Source organism: Streptomyces sp. NPDC107559, assembly GCF_055657365.1.
In genome coordinates, this window is the sequence record NZ_JBVKBD010000016.1 from 1 (window position 1) to 20,808 (window position 20,808).

Genomic DNA, 20,808 nt, shown 5'->3' on the forward strand with positions numbered 1-20,808 from the left:
GTGCTGCCGCGGACCCTTCATGTCGAGGAGCCGACGCCGCACGTGGACTGGTCGGCCGGTGATGTCCGACTGCTGACCGAGGCCGTCGACTGGCCCGAGTCGGACCGCCCGCGCCGGGCCGCCGTGTCGTCCTTCGGCATCAGCGGCACCAACGCCCACGTGCTCGTCGAGCAGGCGCCCGCTTCGGCGGAGCGGCCGCCCGTGCCCGATTCCGGCGCGGTCGTGCCGTGGGTGCTGTCGGGCAGGACGGAGGCGGCGCTGCGGGCGCAGGCGGAGCGTCTGCTGTCCCTGGCCACGAACGCGGAACTGCGGCCGGCCGACGTCGGCTTCTCGCTCGCGACCGCACGCTCGGTCATGGAGCACCGAGCTGCCGTGGTGGGGGAGACCCGGGACGATCTCCTCGAAGGGCTCCGCGCGCTGGCCGCAGGGTCTTCGTCCACCCGGGTCGTCCTGGGTGAACCGGGTACCGGCGGCAAGGTCGGGTTCCTGTTCTCGGGTCAGGGTTCGCAGCGGGTCGGTATGGGGCGCGAGCTGTACGCGTCGTACCCCGTGTTCGCCACGGCGTACGACGAGGTGTGCGCGCTTCTGGACGCCCCCGTCGACGTCGGCTCGGAGGAGCTTCATCGGACGGGATCGGCGCAGCCCGCGCTGTTCGCGTTCGAGGTGGCGTTGTTTCGGCTCCTGGAGTCGTGGGGTGTCCGGCCGGATTACGTGGCGGGTCACTCGGTGGGTGAGATCGCGGCCGCGCACGTGGCCGGGGTGTTGTCGCTGGAGGATGCGGCGAGGCTGGTGTCGGCGCGTGCCGCGCTGATGCAGGCGCTGCCGGCCGGCGGGGCGATGGTCGCCGTCCAAGCGACCGAGGACGAAGTCCTTGCGTATCTCACCGACGGCGTCGGCATCGCGGCGGTCAATGGTCCCCGGTCCGTTGTGGTGTCCGGTGAGGAGGGCGCGGTCACCGGGATCGCCGAGGTCTTCCGGGAGCAGGGTCGTAAGACGTCCCGGCTGAAGGTCAGTCATGCGTTCCATTCGCCGTTGATGGACCCGATGCTGGAGGAGTTTGCGGGGGTCGTCCGTGGGCTGGCCTTCGGGAAGCCGCGTATTCCGGTGGTCTCCAATCTCACCGGCCGCCTGGCCGCGGCCTACACGCCGGAGTACTGGGTCCGGCACGTCCGTGAGGCGGTCCGCTTCGCCGACGGCGTCCGGACCTTGCACGACCTGGGCGTGACGACGTTCGTCGAGATCGGTCCGGGCGGTGTGCTGAGCGCCCTCGCCCAAGGCTGCCTGGACGACGACGCGGACATCGTCACCGTCCCCGTCGTACGGACCGACCGCGCCGAGCCGCAGTCCGTCGTCACAGCGCTGGCCGAACTGCACGTGCACGGCGTCTCGCCGGACTGGCAGGCGCTCTTCTCCGGCGCCCGCCGCGTCGACCTGCCCACCTACGCCTTCCAGTACGAGCGCTACTGGCTCGACGCGCCCGAGGAGTTCACCGGCAGCGCCGCCGCCACGGGACTCGGACTGGGAGCGGCGGAGCACCCGTTGGCCGGCGCGGTGGTCGCGCTGCCTGGAGCCGACGGGTTGCTGGTCACCGGGCGGCTGTCGCTCAGGACGCATCCCTGGCTTGCCGACCACACGGTCATGGACAGCGTGCTGCTGCCGGGTACCGCGCTGGTGGAGCTGGTGGTGCGTGCGGGCGACGAGGCCGGTTGCGCGCAGGTCGAGGACCTGACGCTGGAGGCACCGCTGGTCGTCCCGGAGCGCGGTGGTGTGGCCGTGCAGGTGTGGGTCGGGGCCGAGGAGGAGCCCGGTAGGCGCGCGCTGAGCGTGCACTCGCGACGGGAGGACGCCCCGGACGACGCGCCGTGGGTGCGGCACGCGGTCGGCTTCCTGACGGACGCACTGCCCGAGCCGCCGCACGGCGCGGACCTCGGCGCGTGGCCGCCGGCGGGTGCCGAGGCCGTCGAACTGACCGGGTTCTACGAGGAGCTGGACGGACTTGGCCTGGGCTACGGCCCGGCTTTCCGGGGCCTGAGGTCGGTGTGGCGCAGCGGGGACGACGTTCTGGCCGAGGTCGTCCTTCCCGAGGGCACGGAGGCGGGCGCGTTCGCCCTGCATCCGGCGCTGCTGGACGCGGCGCTCCACGCGATCGGCGCGGGCGGACTCGTCCCCGTCGTCGACGGGTCGCTGCTGCCCTTCGCCTGGTCCGAAGTGGGTGTGCGTGCCGCGGGGGCGACGGCGCTGCGGGTCAAGATCTCCCGCACGCGTACGGACGCGGTGTCGCTGACCGTGGCCGACGCCTCGGGTGGTCTGGTGGCCACGGTCGGCTCCCTGTCGCTGCGGCCGGTGTCACGCGAGCAACTGCTCATGGCGGGCGGCTCCGGCAGGCGTGCCGAAGACTCGCTGTTCGGCCTCGCATGGCAGCCCGCGGCCCTCACCGAGGTCGACGCTGCCGTCGGGCTCGATATGCGGAGCTACGCGGACCTGGCCGCCCTGTCCGCCGAGCCGGCCCTTCCCGAAGTCGCGGTGGTCACGGTCGTTCCGTGCCCGGCGGGGTCAGGTACGGAGACCGCGGAGCGTGTGCACGGTGTCGTGGGTGAGGTTCTGGCGCTGGTGCAGTGGTGGTTGGCGGGGGAGCGTGCGGGGCGTCTGGTGTTGGTGACGCGTCCGGGTGATCTGGCTCATGCTGCGGTGTGGGGGCTGGTGCGGTCCGCGCAGTCGGAGGATCCGGACCGGATCGTGCTGGTGGAGGCCGAGGAGACCGACGGAGCGGTTGGTGTGCTGCCGGCCGTGCTGGCTTCCGGTGAGTCGCAGGTCGCGGTGGTCGGCGGGGAGGTGTTCGTACCGCGTCTGGTGAAGGCCGTCGGCACGGCTACGGGCACACCGGATTTCGGTTCCGGCACTGTTCTGGTGACGGGTGCGTCGGGTGCACTGGGCGGGTTGTTCGCCCGGCATCTGGTCGCGGAGCATGGTGTGCGCAGCCTGTTGCTGCTCAGTCGTCGTGGTGCGGATGCACCTGGTGCGGTCGAGCTGGAGGCCGAACTGGCCGCGTGGGGCGCCGAGGTGCGTTGGGCGGCTTGCGACGCGGCCGACCGGGACGCCCTCGCCGAGGTGTTGTCCGGTACGCCGGTCACGGCCGTGGTGCACACGGCCGGCGTCCTCGACGACGGTGTGATCGCCGCGCTCACCCCGGAGAGGATGAAGGAGGTCTTCCGCCCCAAGGTGGACGCCGTGCTGAACCTGCACGAGTGCACCCGGGAAATGGGCCTGACCGCCTTCGTGGTGTTCTCGTCCGTCGCCGGCCTGGTCGGCAGCGCCGGTCAGGCGAGCTACGCGGCGGCGAATTCCTTCCTCGACGCCTTCTCCGCACAGCGGCGCCGCGAGGGGCTGCCCGCCACATCGCTGGCATGGGGTGTGTGGGAACAGCCCGGTGCGATGACGGACGGCCTCGCCGAGACCGACCGGGCGCGGATGGCGCGCAGCGGCGTGCTGCCGCTGCCTCCGGAGGAGGGGATGCGGCTGTTCGACGCGGCACTGGCTTCGGACGAGGCGGTACTCGCCCCGGCCCGCATCGACACTGGGGTGCTGCGCACCGGTGAGGCACCGCCGGTACTGCGCGCCCTCGTGCCGGCCGCGGTTGCCCGCAGGACCGTGCAGGCCGGTGCCGCTCCCTCCGCATCCTCGCTGGCCCAGCGCCTGGCGGGACTGCCGGAGGCCGAGCGGGAGAAGACCGTGCTGGACCTGGTCCGGGCCGAGGCGGCCGTGGTCCTGGGGCATGTGTCGGATCGTACGGTCCGGCCGGAACACGCCTTCCAGGACCTGGGCTTCGACTCCCTCACGGCCGTCGAACTGCGCAACCGGCTGAACAAGGCCACCGGGCTGCGGCTCCCCGCGACGCTGCTCTTCGACCACCCGACACCTACTCTTCTGGCCCGTCACGTGCTCGCGGAGACGGCGGGGGCCGGCGAACCAGCCCTAGTGGATTCCCTACTTGCCGATCTGGACAGGGTCGAACGAGAATTGGTCACGAAGTTGGCGGCGAGTGAGACTCGCGACCGGATCGTGTCAAAGCTCCGGACCGTATTGGCGATTGCCGGTGAATCCGGCAAGACGCAGGTCGAGGAAGACCCTGGTACGGGCGGCAGTGATCTGGAATCGGCCACGGACGACGAAGTATTCGATCTGCTCGGCAAGGAATTCGGGATTTCCTGACCGCTCCGGCGCGGTCCGGTGACCTCTTGCCGAATTCCGGCAATTCTTCGCAGGGGTGGGGGAAGATTTCGGTGGCGAACGAAGACAAGCTCCGCTATTTCCTGAAGCGAGTCACCGCAGATCTCCAGGAGACCCGGCGGCGCCTCCGTGACTACGAGGACGCCGCCGGGGAGCCGGTGGCCATCATCGGGATGAGCTGCCGCTACCCCGGAGGGGTCGACTCGCCCGAGGACCTGTGGGAGTTGGTCGCGGGCGGCCGCGACGCCGTCTCGGAATTCCCCGCCGACCGCGGCTGGGACCTGGACTCTCTCTACGACCCGGACCCGGAGGTCCGCGGGACCAGCTACGCCCGTGAGGGCGCGTTCCTGCGCGACCTGGCGCGGTTCGACGCCGGCCTCTTCGGGATCTCGCCCCGCGAGGCGCTCGCCATGGACCCCCAGCAGCGGCTGCTGCTGGAGACGTCGTGGGAGCTCTTCGAGCGGGCCGGTATCGATGCCGCGTCGCTGGCGGGGAGCAGGACCGGCGTGTTCGCCGGCGTGATGAACCACGAGTTCCTCGCCGCCCTCCAGAACTCCCCGCAGGACCTGGAGGGTTACCTGGGAACGGGTACCTCGGGCAGTGTCGCCTCCGGCCGGGTCGCCTACACCTTCGGCCTCGAAGGCCCGGCCGTCACGGTCGACACGGCCTGCTCGTCGTCCCTGGTGGCCCTGCACCTGGCCGTCCAGTCGCTACGCAACGGCGAGTGCTCGCTGGCCGTGGCGGGCGGTGTCACCGCGATGGTCGGCCCCGCCACCTTCGTCGGCTTCAGCCGCCAGCGCGGACTGGCGCCCGACGGCCGCTGCAAGGCGTTCGCGGCCGGTGCCGACGGCACCGGCTGGGGCGAGGGCGCCGGCCTGCTGCTCGTGGAGCGCCTCGCGGACGCCCGCCGCAACGGACACGAGATCCTCGCGGTCGTCCGGGGCTCCGCCGTCAACCAGGACGGCGCGTCCAACGGCCTGACCGCCCCCAACGGCCCTTCCCAGCAACGGGTGATCCGCCAGGCCCTGGCCGCCGCCCGGCTGACCACCGCACAGGTCGACGCGGTGGAGGCGCACGGCACGGGCACCCGGCTCGGCGACCCGATCGAGGCGCAGGCGCTCCTCGCGACGTACGGGCAGGACCGTCCCGGCGACAAGCCGCTGTGGCTGGGCTCGATCAAGTCCAACATCGGGCACACCCAGGCCGCGGCCGGTGTGGCGGGCATCATCAAGATGGTCATGGCCATGCGCCACGGCGAACTGCCGCGCACGCTGCACGTCGACGCGCCGTCCCCGCACGTCGACTGGTCGACGGGCGCCGTACGGCTGCTCACCGAGCGCACGCCCTGGCCGGCGTCGGACCAGCCGCGCCGGGCCGGCATCTCCTCCTTCGGGATCAGCGGCACCAACGCGCACACGATCATCGAGGAAGCCCCGTCGGCCGAAGCGTTCGCACAGGACACCGAGACCCCGGAAGCGCCGGAGGAAGGCACGGGGAGCGCCGCGGCCGTCGCCCCGGAGGCCGCGCGCCCAGCCGCGATCGTCACCCCGGACGCCGTGCGCCCGGCCGTGGGCGGACCGGTGCCGTGGGTGATCTCCGGCAAGACCGAGGAGGCCCTGCGCGCACAGGCCGAACGCCTGCTGTCTCGCACGGACGCCGAGGTCCCCCCGCTCGACGTCGCGTTCTCGCTCGCCACGACGCGCACGGCCCTGGAGCACCGCGCCGTGGTCCAGGGCGAGACGCCGGCGGAACTCGCCGAGGGACTGCGGGCCGTGGCCTCCGGTTCCCCGGCCCGGGGCGTCGCGCGCGGTCTCTCCGGCACCGGCGGGCGCGTCGGGTTCTTGTTCTCGGGTCAGGGATCGCAACGGATCGGTATGGGGCGCGAGTTGTACGCGTCGTACCCGGTGTTTGCCGCCGCGTACGACGAGGTGTGCGCGCTTCTGGACGCCCCCGTCGACGTCGGCTCGGAAGAACTGCACCACACGGGCGCCGCCCAGCCCGCACTGTTCGCGTTCGAGGTGGCGTTGTTTCGGCTCCTGGAGTCGTGGGGTGTCCGGCCGGATTACGTGGCCGGTCACTCGGTGGGTGAGATCGCGGCCGCGCATGTGGCCGGGGTGTTGTCGCTGGAGGATGCGGCGAGGCTGGTGTCGGCGCGTGCCGCGCTGATGCAGGCGCTGCCCGTCGGCGGGGCGATGGTCGCCGTCCAGGCCGCCGAGGACGAAGTCCTTGCGCATCTCACCGACGGTGTCGGCATCGCGGCGGTCAACGGTCCCCGGTCGGTCGTGGTGTCCGGCGAGGAGGGCGCGGTCACCGGGATCGCCGAGGTCTTCCGGGAGCAGGGTCGTAAGACGTCCCGGTTGAAGGTCAGTCATGCGTTCCATTCGCCGTTGATGGACCCGATGCTGGAGGAGTTCGCGGGGGTCGTTCGCGGGCTGGCCTTCGGGAAGCCGCGTATTCCGGTGGTCTCCAATCTCACCGGCCGCCTGGCCGCGGCCTACACGCCGGAGTACTGGGTCCGGCACGTCCGTGAGGCGGTCCGCTTCGCCGACGGCGTCCGGACCTTGCACGACCTGGGCGTGACGACGTTCGTCGAGATCGGGCCGGGGGGCGTGCTGAGCGGCCTCGCCCAAGGCTGCCTGGACGACGACGCGGACATCGTCACCGTGCCCGCTCTGCGCGCCGACCGCCCCGAGCGGGCCGCACTCGTCGCCGCCGTCTCCGAACTGCACGCACACGGTGTCTCCCCGGACTGGCACGCCTTCTTCCCCGGCGCCCGCCGCGTCGACCTGCCCACCTACGCCTTCCAGTACGAGCACTACTGGCTCGACGCCTTACCCGCCGCTCCCGGCGACGTCCGCGCCGCCGGCCTGGGTTCGGCCGACCACCCGCTGCTCGGCGCCGCCGTCAGTCTGGCCGGCGGCGACGAGCGGCTGCTGACCGGTCGGTTGTCCCTGCGCACGCACCCGTGGCTGAACGACCACGCCGTGCTCGGAACCGTGCTGCTGCCGGGCACCGCGTTCGTCGAACTGGCCGTGCGCGCCGCCGACGAAGTTGGTTGCGAACTGCTGGAGGACCTCACCCTCGAAGCGCCCCTGGTGGTACCCGAGCAGGGCGGCGTCGCGGTCCAGGTGTGGGTCGGCGCGGCCGACGGCACCGGCCGCAGGCCGCTGACCGTGCACTCGCGCCCCGAGGACGACGCCGACCTGCCGTGGGTCCGCCACGCGACCGGGTTCGTCACCGTGGGGACCGAAGCGGCGGGTGCCGCGACCGGGGGCCGGGCGCTCACGACGTGGCCGCCGCCGGGCTCCGAGCCGGTCGGCCTCGACGGTTTCTACGACCGGCTGGCCGCCCTCGGCCTGGCCTACGGACCGGCGTTCCGCGGACTGCGGAGCGCCTGGCGCGCGGGCGAGGCGGTCTTCGCGGAAGTCGCGCTCCCCGACGGCACGGACACCGGTTCCTTCCTCCTGCACCCGGCTCTGCTGGACGCGGCGCTGCACGCGATCGGCGCGAGCGGTTTCCCCGTGGGCGAAGCGGACGGGCCGCTCCTGCCGTTCGCCTGGTCCGGGGTGTCCGTGCGCGCCACGGGCGCGTCCACCGTACGGGTCAGGCTGGCGCCGGCCGGAACGAACGCGGTGTCCTTGCTGGTGGCCGACGGCGCCGGCGAGCCGGTGGCGTCCGTCGAGTCGCTGACACTGCGCGCGATGTCGGCCGAGCAGTTCCGCAAGCGCTCCGGTGACACGATGTTCACCGTCGAGCGGGTGCCGTTGACCCTGCCCTCCACCGACGCGGCCGGAACGGCGGTCGCGTACGTTCCGGACATCGCCGCGCTGGCCGAGGCCGACGGGCCCTCGCAGCCGGACGTGGTCGTGGTCCCGTGCCCCGACGGCCCGGAAGGGGCGACCGGGGCCGAGCGGGTCCGTGCGGTCACCACCGACGTGCTGCGGCTGGTCCAGCGCTGGTTCGCCGAGGACCGGACGCCGCGTCTTGTGCTGGTGGCGCGCTGCGACGACCTCGCGCACGCCGCGGCGGGCGGACTGGTGCGCTCGGCCCAGGCGGAGAACCCCGGCCGGATCGTGCTGCTCGAAACCGACCGCCCGGATGAGGCGGTGGCGCTCGTGCCCGGCATCGTGCTGTCCGGCGAGCCCCACGTCGTCGTCCGCGAAGGAGAGGTCGGCGCACCGCGCCTGGCCCGCGCCGCCTCCCCGGCAACAGAGGACGCAGCCGACGGTCTTGCGAAGGACGCGTCCACCGGCCCCGCGGACGAAGCGGCCTCCGCCCCCGCCGAGGGCGCTGCCTCCGCCCCCGCTGAGGGCGCTGCCTCCGCCCCCGCTGAGGGCGCTGCCTCCGCCCTCGCCGAGGACGGTGTTTCCGCCCCCGCCGAGGACGGTGCTTCCGTCCTCGCCGAGGGCGCTGCCTCCGGCCTCGGCACCGTGCTGCTCACCGGTGCCTCCGGCGCGCTGGGCCGAACCCTTGCCCGTCATCTGGTGACCGGACACGGCGTGCGCCGGCTGCTGCTCGTCAGCCGCCGTGGCGCGGACGCCCCGGGCGCCGCGGACCTGAAGGCCGAACTCGCGGCGCTCGGCGCCGAAGCGACGTGGGCCGCCTGCGACCTCGCCGACCGTGACGCCCTGGCCCGGCTGCTGGCCGCCGTCCCGGTCGACTCCGTCGTGCACACCGCCGGCGTGCTCGACGACGGCGTGATCGCCGCGCTCACCCCGGAGCGTATGGGCGCCGTCCTCGCGCCCAAGGCCGACGCCGTACTCAACCTGCACGAGCTCACCGGCCAGAACACGACGTTCGTGCTGTTCTCCTCCGCGGCGGGCGTCTTCGGCAACCCCGGCCAGGGCAACTACGCCGCGGCCAACGCCTTCCTCGACGCCTTCGCCCGGTACCGCCACGCCCAGGGGCGGCCCACGGTCTCACTGGCGTGGGGCCTGTGGGAGCAGGAGGGCGCCATGGCCGACGCCCTCGACGCGACGGGCAGGTCGCGGATGGCGCGCTCCGGCATCCTGCCGCTCGCCACCGAGGAAGGCCTGAGGCTGTTCGACGCGGCTCTCGCCTCCGACGAGCCCGTGCTCGTCCCCGTCCGTCTCGACACCGCCGCCCTGCGCAACCGGGGGGCGGAAACCGTACCGGCCCCGCTGCGCGGACTCGTCCGCGTCTCCCTACGTGGCGCGGCCCAGCGAGCCGCCACCGGATCCCTGGCCGAACGCCTCGCAGGACTGGCCGCCGACGAGCGCGACGAGGCCCTCCTGGAACTGGTCCGGGCCGAGTCCGCCGCCGTGCTCGGTCACTCCTCGCCCCGGGGCGTACAGCCCGCGCACGCCTTCCAGGACCTGGGCTTCGACTCGCTGACGGCCGTGGAACTGCGCAACCGGCTCTCCACCGCCACCGGCCTGCGTCTGTCCGCCACCCTCGTCTTCGACCACCCCACCCCGGCCGCCCTCGCGCGGTACATCGGCACCGAACTCCTCGGCGAGGCCCCGGCCGCCACGGCCGCGACCCCGGTGCGGCAGGCCGCGGCCGCCGCCGACGAGCCGATCGCCATCGTCGGCATGAGCTGCCGCCTCCCGGGCGGGGTCCGCTCGCCGGAGGACCTGTGGCGGCTGGTGGCCTCCGGCCGGGACGGCATCTCCCGGTTCCCGGACGACCGTGGCTGGGACGTCGACGGGCTCTACGACCCCGACCCCGAGCGTCTCGGCAAGTCCTACGCGCGCGACGGCGGCTTCCTGCACGAGGCGGCCGAGTTCGACGCCGGCTTCTTCGGCATCAGCCCTCGCGAGGCCCTGGCGATGGACCCGCAGCAGCGGCTGCTCCTGGAGGCGTCCTGGGAGGCGTTCGAACGCGCCGGGATCGACCCGACGACAGTTCGCGGCAGCCGTACCGGCGTCTTCACGGGCCTGATGTACCACGACTACGGCCAGGGCCCGCGCGAACCGGCCGAGGGCGTCGAGGGCCTACTCACCACCGGAGTCTCCGGCAGCGTCGCCTCCGGGCGCGTGTCCTACACGTTCGGCCTGGAGGGTCCGGCGGTCACGGTCGACACGGCGTGCTCGTCGTCGCTCGTCGCCCTCCATCTGGCCGTCCAGGCGCTGCGCAGCGGCGAGTGCACGATGGCGCTGGCCGGGGGCGTCACGGTCATGGCCGGTCCGACGGTCTTCGTGGAGTTCAGCAGGCAGCGGGGGCTGTCGCCCGACGGCCGGTGCAAGGCGTTCGCGGCCGGTGCCGACGGCACGGGCTGGGCGGAGGGCGTCGGCATGCTGCTGGTGGAGCGGCTGTCCGACGCGGAGCGCAACGGCCACCGGGTGCTGGCCGTCGTGCGGGCAAGCGCGGTGAACCAGGACGGTGCGTCCAACGGTCTGACCGCGCCCAACGGCCCTTCGCAGCAGCGGGTGATCCGGCAGGCACTCACCTCCGCGGGCCTCACCACCGCCGACGTCGACGCGGTGGAGGCGCACGGTACGGGCACCAGGCTGGGTGACCCGATCGAGGCGCAGGCGCTGATCGCCACGTACGGCCAGGGACGGGACGGCGACCGGCCGTTGTGGCTGGGCTCGCTGAAGTCCAACATCGGTCACACGCAGGCCGCGGCGGGCGTGGCCGGTGTGATCAAGATGGTGATGGCGATGCGGCACGGTGTGCTGCCGCAGACGCTCCACGTGGACGAGCCGACGCCGCACGTGGACTGGTCGGCGGGCGCCGTGCGGCTGCTGACGGAGGCCGTCGACTGGCCGGAGACGGACCGCCCGCGCCGTGCTGCCGTGTCGTCCTTCGGCGTCAGCGGCACCAACGCCCACACGATCATCGAGCAGGCCCCCGCGACCGAGGAACTGCCCCCGGCGCCCGGCGCCGGCTCGGCCGTGCCGTGGGTGCTCTCCGGCAGGACCGAGGCGGCGCTGCGGGCCCAGGCCGCCCGCCTCGCGTCCTACCTGGACGACGACGACAACGACCTTGCCGACAACGACAACGAACTTGCCGACGACGGCGACGACCACAGGAGCGACGACGGCGAGGTGGTTCCGGCGGCCGACGCGGCGTACTCGCTGGCCACGACCAGGGCGGCCTTCGAACACCGCGCCGTGGTGGTCGCGGAGAGCCCCGAAGAGCTCCGTCGGGGACTGGCCGGTGTCGCCGACGGCGCCACGCCGCCCGGCGTGGTGACCGGGACCGCACGCACCGGCGGCAGGACCGTCTTCGTCTTCCCCGGGCAGGGGTCGCAGTGGGTGGGCATGGCCGCCGAACTGCTGGAGACCTTCCCGGTCTTCCGCGACCGGATCGAAGCCTGCGAACGCGCCCTCGCGCCGCACGTGGACTGGTCGCTGACCTCGGTGCTGCGCGGCACCTCCGAGGTCGAACAGGACCGGGTCGACGTGCTGCAGCCCGTGCTGTGGGCGATGACGGTCGCCCTCGCCGAGGTGTGGCGCTCCTTCGGAGTGAGCCCCGACGCGGTCGTCGGGCACTCCCAGGGCGAGGTCTCCGCGGCGGTGATCGCCGGAGCGCTCTCCCTGGAGGACGGAGCGCGCATCGTGGTGCGGCGCAGCCTCGCGGTCCGCGAACTCCAGGGCCGCGGCGCCATGGCCTCGGTGCCGCTCCCGGACGAGCAGGCACGGGAACTGGTCGGCCGGTGGACCGGCCGGCTCGGCATCGCCGCCGTGAACGGGCCCGCCACCGTCGTGGTCTCCGGGGACACCGACGCCCTCGACGAACTCCTCGAACACTGCCGGCAGGAGGGCATCCAGGCCCGCAAGGTCGCCGTCGACTACGCCGCGCACTCGCCGCAGATCGAACGCGTCGAAGCGCAGGCGAACGAGGGGTTCGCCGGCATCAGCCCGCTCCCCGGCTCCGTGCCCTTCTACTCCACGGTGACGGGCGGGAAACTGGCCGCGGACGAGCTGGGCTCCGGCTACTGGTACCGCAACATGCGGCAGACGGTACGGTTCCACGACGCGATCCGGGCCGCTCTGGCCGACGGGCACGACGTGTTCGTCGAAGTCAGTCCGCACCCCGTCCAGCTGGCGGGCATCCAGGACGCCATAGAGGCCGCCGACGCGGACGCCGTGGTCGTACCGACACTGCGCCGCCGCGACGGCGGACGGAGTCGGCTGATGCTGGCCCTGGCCCAGGCCCACGTGCGCGGTGTCGCCATCGACTGGGACGCCGTCCTGCCGGGCGCGCGCCGCGTCGACCTCCCGACCTACGCGTTCCAGCACGAGCGGTACTGGCTGGAGGCGGGCGCCCCGGCCGGTGACGTGCGAACGGCCGGGCTGGACGCCGCCGACCACCCGTTCCTGGGCGCGGCGGTGGAGCTGCCGGACGCCGGCGGCCACCTGCTGACCGGGCTGCTGTCCCTGCGGGCCCAGCCCTGGCTGGCCGACCACGCGGTGCTGGGCACGGTGCTGCTGCCGGGCACGGCCTTCGTGGAACTGGCCGCCCACGCGGCGGCCGAGACCGGCTGCGACCTGGTCGAGGAACTCACCCTGCAGGCACCGCTGGTGCTGCCCGAGCACGGCGGCGTCGCGCTCCAGGTCCTCGTGGGTGCCCAGGACGCCTCCGGCCGCCGCCCGCTGAGCGTGCACTCGCGAGCCGGGGACGGCCCCTGGATCCGCAACGCCACCGGCACCCTCACCACCGGCGCGTCCCCCGCCGGGACCGATCTGAGCAGCTGGCCCCCGGCCGACGCCCGGCCGGTGGACCTGGACGGCTTCTACGACCGGCTGGCGGACCTCGGCCTGAGCTACGGCCCGCTCTTCCAGGGGCTGCGTGCCGCCTGGCGCGGCCACGACGCGGTCTACGCCGAACTCGCCGTCACCGACGAGGCGCAGGCGGACGCCGACGCGTTCGGCGTGCACCCGGCCCTGCTCGACTCCGCGCTGCACGCGCTGGGCGCGGGTGGCCTCGTACCGGCCGCGGATGGGCCCCTGCTGCCCTTCGCGTGGTCCGGCGTCACACTGCACGGAACCGGAGCGGCGGGCCTGCGGGTACGGCTCTCCCCGGCCGGCGGGGACACGGTACGGCTGGAGGCCGCCGACGGCACGGGCCGTCCCGTCATCTCGGTCGAGTCGCTGACGCTGCGCCCGGTGTCGGCCGAGCAGCTGCGCACGAGCTCCCGGGACTCCCTGTTCACCGTGGAGTGGGCACCGCTCGTCGCCACGGCCGACGCGCGGACAAGGGTCGTACGGACCTACGACGACATCGCCGAGCTCCTCGCCGCCCCCGCGGCGGAGACCGGGGCGCAGGCGGACACGGACGCCGTCGTCGTCCCCTGCCCCGGCGGGTCGGGTACCGATGCCGAACGGGTCCGGAGCGTCCTCGCCGAAGTGCTCCGGCTGGTGCAGTGGTGGCCGGCCGAGGACCGGCCCGCCCGCCTGGTGCTGGTGACCCGGGGCGCGGTCGCCGCCGGGGACGAGCCGGAAGCGGGCGACCCGGTGCAGGCGGCCGTGTGGGGCCTGGTCCGGTCGGCACAGTCGGAGAACCCGGACCGCATCGTCCTTCTCGACATCGACCCGAGCGCCGACGGGGAGCGGGCCGTGGCGACGGCCGTCCCCCGGCTCCTCGCCTCCGGGGAGCCGCAGGCCGCGCTGCGCGGCGACGCGCTCCTGCTGCCCCGGCTCGCCAGGGCCGCCGCCGACTCCCCACGGGCCACCCCGGACTTCGGGACCGGCATGGTGCTCCTGACCGGCGCGTCCGGCGCCCTGGGCGGGCTCGTCGCCCGGCACCTGGTCGCCGAGCACGGCGTACGCAGCTTGCTGCTGATGAGCCGGCGCGGCGCGGACGCCGAGGGCGCGGCGGAGCTCCGGGCGGAACTGACCGCCGCGGGTGCCGAAGTGCGCTGGGCGGCCTGCGACGTGGCCGACCGGGACGCCCTCGCCGAGGTGCTGTCCGGGACGCCGGTGACGGCCGTCGTCCACACGGCCGGCGTCCTCGACGACGGCGTGATCGGTTCGCTCACGCCGGAGCGCCTGGAGAAGGTGCTGCGACCCAAGGTCGACGCGGTGCTGAATCTGCACGAACTGGCGGGCGACGTCTCGGCGTTCGTGGTCTTCTCCTCGCTCGCGGGTACGCTCGGCACCCCCGGCCAGGCCAACTACGCCGCGGCCAACGCCTTCCTCGACGCCTTCGCCCGGCACCGCCGCGCCCAGGGGCTGCCCGCGGTGTCACTGCCGTGGGGCCTGTGGCAGCGCACCGGCACCATGACCGAGGGCCTCGGCGGCGCCGACCGGACCCGGCTCGCCCGCGGCGGCGTGCTGCCCCTGTCCGACGAGGACGGCCTGGAACTCCTCGACGCCGCACTCGCGCTGCAGGAGCCCCTGGTGGTGGCCGCACGGCTGGACCTCGCCGCCCTGCGGAACGCGAACGCACCGGTGCCACCGCTGCTCAGGGCGCTCGTCGGCGGCCGGCCGCGGCGCATCGACCGGGCGACTCCCGTACCGCTGGCGCAACGGATCGCGGGCCTGCCCGAGAGCGAGCGCGAAGAGGCGGTCCTGGACCTCGTCCGCTCCGAGGTCGCCGCCGTCCTCGGCCACAGCTCGGCCAAGGCCGTCCAGCCCGACCAGGCCTTCGGCGACCTGGGCTTCGACTCGCTGACCGCGGTGGAGCTCCGCAACCGGATGAACCAGGCCACCGGCCTGCGGCTGCCCGCGACGCTGGTCTTCGACCACCCGACGCCCGCGGCGCTCGCGCGACGGGTGCTGAAGGACCTCCCCGGTGGTACGGCCGGGACGGCACCGGTCTTCGACGAGCTCGACCGCCTCGCCGCCGCCCTCGACGGCGCCCTCGACGGCACCGGAGCGGACGGCGTCGACAACATCACCCGCACCAAGATCAACATGCGTCTCCAGGCGCTGCTCGCCCGCTGGAACGGGGACGAGCCGGCCGATCCGGGAGGCGCCGGCGGAGCCGGGGACGAAGACGACCTCAGCTCGGCGAGCGACGAAGAGCTGTACGAGCTCCTCGACGACGAACTCGGCATCTCCTGAACTGCGCAGGCCAAAGGGGGCGGGCGACACCGATGATGAACGAGGACAAGCTCCGGGACTACCTCAAGCGGGCCACCACGGACCTGCGCCAGGTCCGGCGGCGAGTGCGCGAACTGGAGGCCCGTGACCAGGAGCCGATCGCCATTGTGGGCATGAGCTGCCGGTTCCCCGGCGGCGTCGGCTCCCCCGAACAGCTGTGGCGGCTGCTGGCCGAGGGCGAAGACGCCATCTCGCAGTTCCCCGAGGACCGAGGCTGGGACGTCGACACGCTCTACGACCCCGACCCCGAGCAGCCCGGCAAGGTCTGCACCCGGCACGGTGGCTTCCTGCACGACGCGGCCGACTTCGACGCGGACTTCTTCGGGATCTCGCCGCGGGAGGCGCTGGCCATGGACCCGCAGCAGCGGCTGCTGCTGGAGACCGCCTGGGAGGCCTTCGAGCACGCGGGCATCGACCCCGCCGGCCTCAAGGGCAGCCGCACCGGCGTCTTCGCCGGCCTCATGTACCACGACTACGGCTTCACACCCGGCGTCCTCCCCGAAGGGGTCGAGGGGCTGATGAGCACCGGCAACTCCGGCAGCGTCGCCTCCGGGCGCATCGCCTACACCTTCGGATTCGAGGGCCCCGCGGTCACCGTCGACACCGCCTGCTCGTCCTCGCTCGTCGCCCTGCACCTGGCCGTGCAGGCGCTGCGGGGCGGCGAGTGCTCCCTGGCACTCGCCGGCGGCGTGACGGTCATGGCGGGCCCGAGCGCCTTCATCGAGTTCAGCCGCCAGCGCGGACTCGCCCCCGACGGCCGCTGCAAGTCCTTCGCGGCGGCGGCGGACGGCGCGTCCTGGTCCGAAGGCGCCGGCCTGCTGCTCGTGGAGCGGCTGCGGGACGCCCGCCGGCTCGGCCACAAAGTGCTCGCCGTCGTCCGGAGCAGCGCCGTCAACCAGGACGGCGCGTCCAACGGCCTGACCGCGCCCAACGGCCCCTCGCAGCAGCGCGTGATCCTCGAAGCGCTGGCCGGCGCCCGGCTGTCCGCCGAGGAGGTCGACGCCGTCGAAGCACACGGCACGGGCACGAACCTCGGCGACCCGATCGAGGCGCAGGCGCTGCTTGCGACCTATGGACAAGAACGCGAACGACCGCTCCTGCTCGGCTCGCTGAAGTCCAACATCGGCCACACGCAGGCCGCCGCGGGCGTCGCCGGCGTCATGAAGATGGTGCTGGCGATGCAGCACGGTTTGCTGCCGAAGACGCTCCACGTGGACCGGCCGACCCCGCAGGTCGACTGGTCGGCCGGTTCGGTCGAGCTGCTGACCGAGGCGACCGCATGGCCGCAGACCGATCACCCTCGCCGGGCCGGGATCTCTTCGTTCGGGATCAGCGGCACCAACGCGCACGTCGTCGTCGAGCAGGCGCCCGAACCGGAGGCCCAGGACCCGGCCGACGGCGGGACCGACGGCGAGGGTGCGGCCGGGGAACTGCCGCGGGCCCGGACCACGGTGGTGCCATGGGTACTCTCCGCGAAGACCGGGGAAGCGCTGCGGGAGCAGGCACGACGACTGCTGTCGTCCGTGGAGTCGGCGGCCGTGTCCCCGGCCGACGTGGGGTTCTCGCTGGCGGCCACCCGCTCGGCGCTGGAGCACCGGGCGGCGGTCGTCGGAGCCGACGGGGAAGAGCTGCGCGCGGGGCTGACCGCCCTCGCTGCGGGCGAGCCCGCGGCGCAGGTGGTGACCGGGCGCGCCGGGGCCGACCGGGCCAAGGTCGGGTTCCTGTTCTCGGGCCAGGGCTCGCAGCGGCTGGGGATGGGGCGCGAACTGTACGCGGCGTACCCGGTGTTCGCCGCGGCGTACGACGAGGTGTGCGCGCTCCTGGACGCGCCGGTCGATGTCGACTCGGAGGAGTTGCACCGGACGGGTTCGGCACAGCCCGCGTTGTTCGCCCTCGAGGTGGCGTTGTTCCGGCTTCTCGAATCGTGGGGTGTGCGGCCGGACTTTGTGGCCGGGCATTCGGTGGGTGAGATCGCGGCCGCTCATGTCGCGGGCGTGTTGTCGCTGGAGGACGCGGCGAGGCTGGTGTCGGCGCGTGCCGCGCTGATGCAGGCACTGCCCGTCGGCGGCGCGATGGTGGCGGTCCAGGCCACCGAGGACGAGGTGCTGCCGCACCTGACCGACGAGGTCGGCATCGCGGCGGTCAACGGCCCTGGCTCTGTGGTCATTTCGGGTGCGGAGGACGCGGTTGCGGCGATTGCCGAGGTGTTCGCCGCTCAAGGTCGTAAGACGTCCCGGCTGAAGGTGAGTCACGCGTTCCATTCGCCGTTGATGGATCCGATGCTGGAGGAGTTCGCCGACGTCGTCCGCGGTCTGACGTTCAGCGCGCCCCGGATCCCGGTGGTCTCCAACCTCACCGGCCGGCCTGCCGAGGCGTACACGCCCGAGTACTGGGTGCGGCATGTCCGTGAGGCGGTCCGTTTCGCCGACGGTGTGCGGACCCTGCACGAGCTGGGTGTGACCACGTTCGTGGAGATCGGCCCCGGTGGCGTGCTGAGTGCTCTCGCCCAGGGCTGCCTCGACGACGTGGACATCGTCACCGTTCCCGCCCTGCGTCACGACCGTCCCGAACCCCGGGCGCTCACTCTCGCCCTCGGGCAGTTGCATGCGCACGGTGTCTCCCCGGACTGGCACCAGCTGTTCCCCGGTGCCCGCCGCGTCGACCTGCCCACGTACGCCTTCCAGCGCGAGCGCTACTGGCTGTCGGGTACGGCCGCGCTCGACGTCTCCTCGGCGGGCCTGGACTCCTCCGGCCACGCCCTGCTCGGCGCGGTGGTGGAGACCGCCGGTACGCAGGACGTGCTGTTCACCGGCCGGCTGTCCCCGGTCGACATGCCCTGGATCGCGGAACACACGGTCGGCGGCGTGCCGGTGCTGCCGGTCGCCGCGTTCGTGGAGTTCGCCCTGTCCGCGGGACGGCAGGCCGGGATCCCGTACCTGGAACAGCTGGACGTGGACGTCCCGCTGGTCCTGGCCGAACAGGGCGCCGTCCGCATCCAGGTGCAGGTCGGTCCAGGCGACGACCCTGACCGGCGCTCGGTACGCGTCTTCAGCCGGCCCGCCGCGGGCGGCACCGGCGAGCCGTGGGTCTGCCACGCCACCGGAGAGCTCACCCGGAACGCTCCGGCGCCGGAGTACGACATGACGATGTGGCCGCCGACGGGTGCCGAACCCGTGGACGTCGAGGGCCGTCCGGGGCTGCGCGCCGCCTGGCGCGCCGGGGACGAGCTGTACGCCGAGGCCGTACTGACTGCCGCGGAGCGGGACCGGGCGGACCGCTACGCCCTGCACCCCGTACTGCTGGACGCCGCCCTCGGCATGGTGGCGTCGCACCGTGCCGAAGGCCCGGACGAGGTGCTCATGCCCCACGCCTGGAGCGGCATGTCCGTGCACATTCCGGGGTCCGGGGCCGTACGCATACGCATACGGCCCGCCGACGACGACGCGGTGGCGATCGAGCTGTGCGACGCCGACGGCTCTCCCGTCGCCTCGGTCGCGTCCGTCCGGACCCGGTCGATGTCCACGCAGCAGGTGCTGGCCTCGCGTGTGGCGCACCAGGACTGGATGTTCGAGACCGACTGGGTCGAGCACACCGCGGCTTCCGCACCCGCTCCCGCCACCGCTGCCGAAGCCGAAGCCGAATGGGCGGTCCTCGGCGACGAGGGTTCCCACGCCGACCTCGACGCGCTCCGCATGGCCGTCGACGGCGGTGCGGCCACACCCGCCCACGTCCTCCTGCCCTGCGCCCCGAGCGAGGGCGATACCGCCGCGGCGACACGCGGGCTGCTGGCCGAAGTGCTGTCGGCTGTCCAGGAGTGGGTCGCCGACGAGCGGTTCTCCGACGCGAGGCTCGTCGTGATGACGCGCGGAGCCGTCGAGCTGGACGGCACAGTCCCGGACCTCGCGCACGTCGCGGTCTCCGGTCTCGTGAAGTCGGCCCAGAGCGAGCACCCCGACCGGCTCCTGCTCGTCGACGCGGACGACTCGGTCACCAGCGGGGGCTTGGTCACCAACGGGGGCGTGGTCACGAACGGCGCCGTGGTCACGAACGGCGGCCTCGACCCGGCGCTGGCCGCCGCGCTCGCCGCCCTGGACGAGCCGCAGGCCGCGGTGCGCGACGGGAAGCTGTACGTGCCGCGTCTCGTCCGGGTCACCCCGCCCGAGGAGCCCACCGGTCACGCGTGGGACCCCGAGGGGACCGTGCTGATCACCGGCGCGACCGGTGGCCTCGGACGATCGCTCGCCCGGCACCTCGTCACCGAACACGGCGCACGGCGGCTGCTGCTGGCCGGCCGTCGCGGCCCCGCGGCCGAAGGCATCGGCGAACTCGTCGCCGCCCTCTCCGAACTGGGCGCGCACGTCGACGTGGCCGCCTGCGACATCGCGGACCGGGACGCCCTCGCCGAACTGCTGGCCTGCGTCCCGGCGGAGCACCCGCTCGTGGCCGTGGTGCACGCGGCGGCGGCCCTGGACGACGGCGTGGTCACCGCCCTGACCCCGGAGCGCCTCGACACCGTGCTGCGGCCGAAGGCCGACGGGGCGCTGCACCTGCACGAGCTGACCCGGGACCTGGACCTCTCCGCTTTCGTGCTCTTCTCCTCCCTGGCCGGAGTCCTGGGCAGCGCCGGCGCGGCCGGCTACGCCGCCGCGAACGCCTTCCTGGACGGACTGGCGCGGCAGCGCCGGGCCGAGGGCCTGCCCGGCACCTCGCTGGCGTGGGGCCTGTGGACGGACAACGGCGGCATGGGCGACCGGATCACCGACACCGACCGCAGCCGGATGGGGCGGGCCGGAGTCGTACCGTTCACCCCGGCGGAGGGGCTGGCCCTGTTCGACGCCGCTCTCACCGCGGACCGGCCGGTGATCGTGCCGGTCCGGCTGGACGTTCCGGGACTGCGCGCCATGGCCCGCTCCGGCATGCTGCCCGCCGTCCTCCGCGGCCTCGTCGGCGACACCGGCGCCGCGGCCGACGGCGCCCCGGCCGCAGGGACCACCGCACTGGCCCGCCGCCTCGCCGGGATACCGGAGGCCGACCAGGAGAAGGTCCTGCTGGACCTGGTGCGCCATCAGGCGGCAGCCGCCCTCGGCCACGCCACCGCCGCCCGCATCGAGCCCACCACGGCCTTCAAGGACATCGGCTTCGACTCCCTGACCGCCGTGGAACTGCGCAACCGGCTCAGGGCCGCGACCGGGCTCCGGCTCAAGCCCACCCTCGTCTTCGACCACCCCAACCCGGTCGCGATCGCCCGGCTCCTCCACAAGGACCTGGTGCTCGACCTCACGGCCGAGGCCCCGCCCGTGCTCGCCGAACTGGACCGGCTGGAGGCGCAGCTCACCGCCCTCGCCCCGGAGGACCCGGTACGGGACAAGGTCACCGCCCGGCTCAAGGCGCTGCTCTGGAAGTGGACGGACACCCACCAGGATGCCGCGGCGAACACCGCCGACGCGGGCCCCGGCATCGATCGCGACCTCGACCTGGACCGGATCGACGCCGCCACCGACGACGAGATGTTCGACCTCATCGACCAAGAGCTCGGCTCCCACTGACTCATCTCACGCACTGCTAC

General features: G+C 73.6%; 3 protein-coding genes. All 3 read left to right on the forward strand.

Annotation, left to right across the window (positions count from 1 at the left end):
- A partial coding sequence (locus ACZ7OY_RS34115) for a type I polyketide synthase (protein WP_471915151.1) occupies positions 1-4,209 on the forward strand: 4,209 nt, incomplete at its 5' end.
- Between the two features lie 71 nt (positions 4,210-4,280).
- Positions 4,281-15,203, forward strand: coding sequence for an SDR family NAD(P)-dependent oxidoreductase (locus tag ACZ7OY_RS34120; RefSeq protein WP_471915050.1), 10,923 nt, complete (start codon positions 4,281-4,283; stop codon positions 15,201-15,203).
- Positions 15,204-15,238: 35 nt separating this feature from the next.
- Positions 15,239-20,788 (forward strand): SDR family NAD(P)-dependent oxidoreductase, encoded by a 5,550-nt coding sequence (locus tag ACZ7OY_RS34125; RefSeq protein WP_471915152.1) that lies wholly within the window; start codon positions 15,239-15,241, stop codon positions 20,786-20,788.
- Positions 20,789-20,808 lie beyond the last annotated feature (20 nt).